At 25.9% G+C, this 2,983-nt stretch carries 3 protein-coding genes; all 3 read left to right on the forward strand.

All coding sequences use genetic code 11. From position 1 onward, the window contains the following. The first annotated feature begins 53 nt into the window (after positions 1-53). Positions 54-422, forward strand: a complete 369-nt coding sequence (locus tag ON17_RS03085) for a SpoVG family protein (RefSeq protein ID WP_017192041.1) — start codon at positions 54-56, stop codon at positions 420-422. A 71-nt stretch (positions 423-493) separates the two neighbouring features. Next, positions 494-2,515, forward strand: coding sequence for a heavy metal translocating P-type ATPase (locus tag ON17_RS03090; protein ID WP_017192042.1), 2,022 nt, complete (start codon positions 494-496; stop codon positions 2,513-2,515). Positions 2,516-2,650: 135 nt separating this feature from the next. Beyond that, a complete protein-coding gene (locus ON17_RS03095) occupies positions 2,651-2,875 on the forward strand; it encodes a hypothetical protein (RefSeq protein ID WP_017192043.1) in 225 nt (74 codons plus the stop codon). Positions 2,876-2,983 lie beyond the last annotated feature (108 nt).

Genomic DNA, 2,983 nt, shown 5'->3' on the forward strand with positions numbered 1-2,983 from the left:
GTTTAATTAGATTTATTTTAAAATAAAATATAAGAGTTAGGGGAACAATATAAATGCAAGTTACCGATGTTAGAATCAAATTACACAAGGGCGAAAACAGATTAAGAGGTGTTGCTTCTGTTGCTTTTGATAATGCCTTTGTTGTTCATTATATTAAAATTATCGAAGGAGAAAGAGGTATTTTTATTGCAATGCCTAGTATTAAAATTAATTCTGATGTTAAAAAACCTAATTATAACGATATAGCTCATCCTATCAATACCGAAACAAGAATTATGATTGAAAACGCCATCATAGAAACTTATAAAGAGATAGTTGAAAGAGCAAGATTAAATGAAGAAAAAAAACAAGCTCAATTAGAAGAAGATTCACAAACTGAAACTGAATCACAAAAAAATGAAGAAGATTCTTCAGAAGAATAAATTTAATAGAAAATAAAGAATGAAAAAAATATTTTTTTGAAATAGAGGTTAATAATAAGTTGACTCATAGTATGGAAAATTACAATAATATATATAACAACCAAGAACAAACTCATAAAAATCAAAAAACATATTTTTGTCTTTTTATTTGTGGTTTGTTATTGTATATTTTAGTTTTTTTACCTATCAATTTTTCTGGCGTTTTGGATAACAAAAAAAATTATAAATTGCTACTTCAATATGCCTTAACAACCTTTATTTTGTTTTTTACAGGTTGTCATGTTATTATAGAAGGTTTTGTAGAAACTTATCAAGATACAAAAGAAAATAAAAAATTTACCCCAAATGTTCATATTTTAATGACTTTAGGTGCTTTAGGGGCGATTTATTTACAAAATTTTAACGAAGCAATTTTATTGATTATTATTTTCGCAACTGCTAATTTTTTAGAAGAATATATTGAAAATAAAAACCAAAAAGAAATCAAAAATCTTTTAAAAATGGCTCCTACTCAAGCAAGATTGTTAAAAGAAAACGGTGAATTTGAATTAATAGAAGTAGAAAAATTAAAAATAGGCGATAAAGTTATTGTCTTAAACGGAGATCAAATTCCTTCTGATGGTATTATTGTTTCTGGAACTTCTTCTATTGACGAATCCAGCATTACGGGAGAAAGCATTCCCGTTGATAAGAAAGTAGGCGATAAAGTTCTTGGTAGTAATATTAATGGCAATAATACTTTAATTGTTGAAATTATCGCTACAGTAGAAAATAATATTTTTACCAAAATTATTCAATTATCTTATCAAATGAAAAATAATATGTCTAAAAGAGCTACTTTAATTAACAAATTAGAACCTTTATATGTAAAAGCGATAATGTTAATTTCTGTCGGTATCTTATTATTTAGTCAAATAATACATTATTATTTTGACTCTTCTATTCATTATTTCGAATTTACACATATTTTTAATAAAAGTATGGTCTTTTTAACTGTAGCTTCCCCTTGTGCTTTGGTCGCTTCTGATGTTCCTGCTACTTTTGCTTCTATTTCGCATTTAGCTAAAAATGGTATTTTATTGAAAAATGGTAATTCTTTAAGTAATTTATCCAACATTAAAGCTATTGTTTTTGATAAAACAGGAACTTTAACTACCGGTAAAGCTACAGTCAAAGAAATTTTTTTCCATTCAGAAATAGAAGAAAAAGATAAAATAAATTATTTAACTATTTTATCTAAAATGGAGCAAAAATCTAACCATCCTTTAGCTTTTGCTATCAATAAATATTTAAGTCAAAGTTTTACATTAAATAATTTTCCTGAAATGCAAGTTGATAATTTAATTGGCGTTGGTTTAGAATCTTTTCATGAAGGCCGTCAATATAAAATAGCTAAATACAATTCTTTCCCTCAAGTTTCTGAAGAAATAGAACTAAAAACTAAACATTTTTTAGAAAAAGGTAATACAGTGCTTTATTTTAGTGATAATGGTAAAATAATTATGGTGATAGCTATTTTGGATGTATTACGTCCTGAAGCTCAACAAATGGTGAATTATTTTAATGAGAATAACATTCATACAATCATGTTGACAGGCGATAATGAAAAAACCGCTATGGCAATAGGAAAACAATTAAACGTTGATTATGTTTTAGCTGATTGTTTGCCAGAAGATAAATCTAATAAAATAATAGAAATTAAAAGTAAATACGATTACGATATGGTAGCTATGGTAGGTGACGGAATAAACGACGCTCCTGCTTTAGCTAATTCTGATGTAGGTATTACCATGCAAGAAGGTACTGATGTAGCTATCGATATTGCTGATATGGTTTTAATGAAAAATAATTTAAATAAAATAACTTATGCTCATAAAGTTTCTAAGAAATTAAATAGTATAATATTTCAAAACATTATATTTTCTATTGGGGTTATCGTTATTTTATCTTTAACTAATTTTATCGCTGATATTAAATTACCTTGGGCTGTTTTTTTACATGAGATTAGTACTATTTTAGTCCTTGTAAACTCTTTAAGAATACTAACCAACATTAAAGAAAAAGACCAATTTTCCCCTTTTCCAACTAACTAAATGAACTAAATATTGATTATAAAAAAACCACTATATCTTTTTTAGTGGTTTTTAACTTATATAATATTTTTTGTTTTTTTACATAAATGTTTTAATATTATAAAAAGCTATTCTATGCAGAAAAAGAGTGATATTATGTTTAAAAAACAAGATAAAAAGTTCCGTTTGAACATAATTTTAAAAAAGGTTGATCCTAATACAGTTAAGATTGTTGTTTTTAAAAATTTAGCTCGTAAAACTCATTTTAAAGCTGATTCTAATATACTTTTTGTGAATCCTAATGTTTTAAAAATGGTAGAACAATTTTTACAAGAAAAAAAGTTAAAACAAAACCAAAAGACTAAAGAGAATAATGATTAATTAACTCTTTTAATTATTTTAACGATCCTCCCTTAATGAAAAAACTTCTCTCACGTTTCAACATAGAAAGAAAAAAGACAGTTGCAAGATCGGAAGAGCGGTTCAGCA

Source organism: Poinsettia branch-inducing phytoplasma str. JR1, from assembly GCF_000309465.1.
GTDB classification, from domain to species: Bacteria; Bacillota_I; Bacilli_A; order Acholeplasmatales; family Acholeplasmataceae; genus Phytoplasma; species Phytoplasma pruni.

Bases quoted from the DNA above. Each gene is read 5' to 3' on its own strand.
- ON17_RS03095 (WP_017192043.1), top strand. From the start codon at position 2,651: ATGTTTAAAAAACAAGATAAAAAGTTCCGTTTGAACATAATTTTAAAA.
- ON17_RS03085 (WP_017192041.1), top strand. From the start codon at position 54: ATGCAAGTTACCGATGTTAGAATCAAATTACACAAGGGCGAAAACAGA.
- ON17_RS03090 (WP_017192042.1), top strand. From the start codon at position 494: ATGGAAAATTACAATAATATATATAACAACCAAGAACAAACTCATAAA.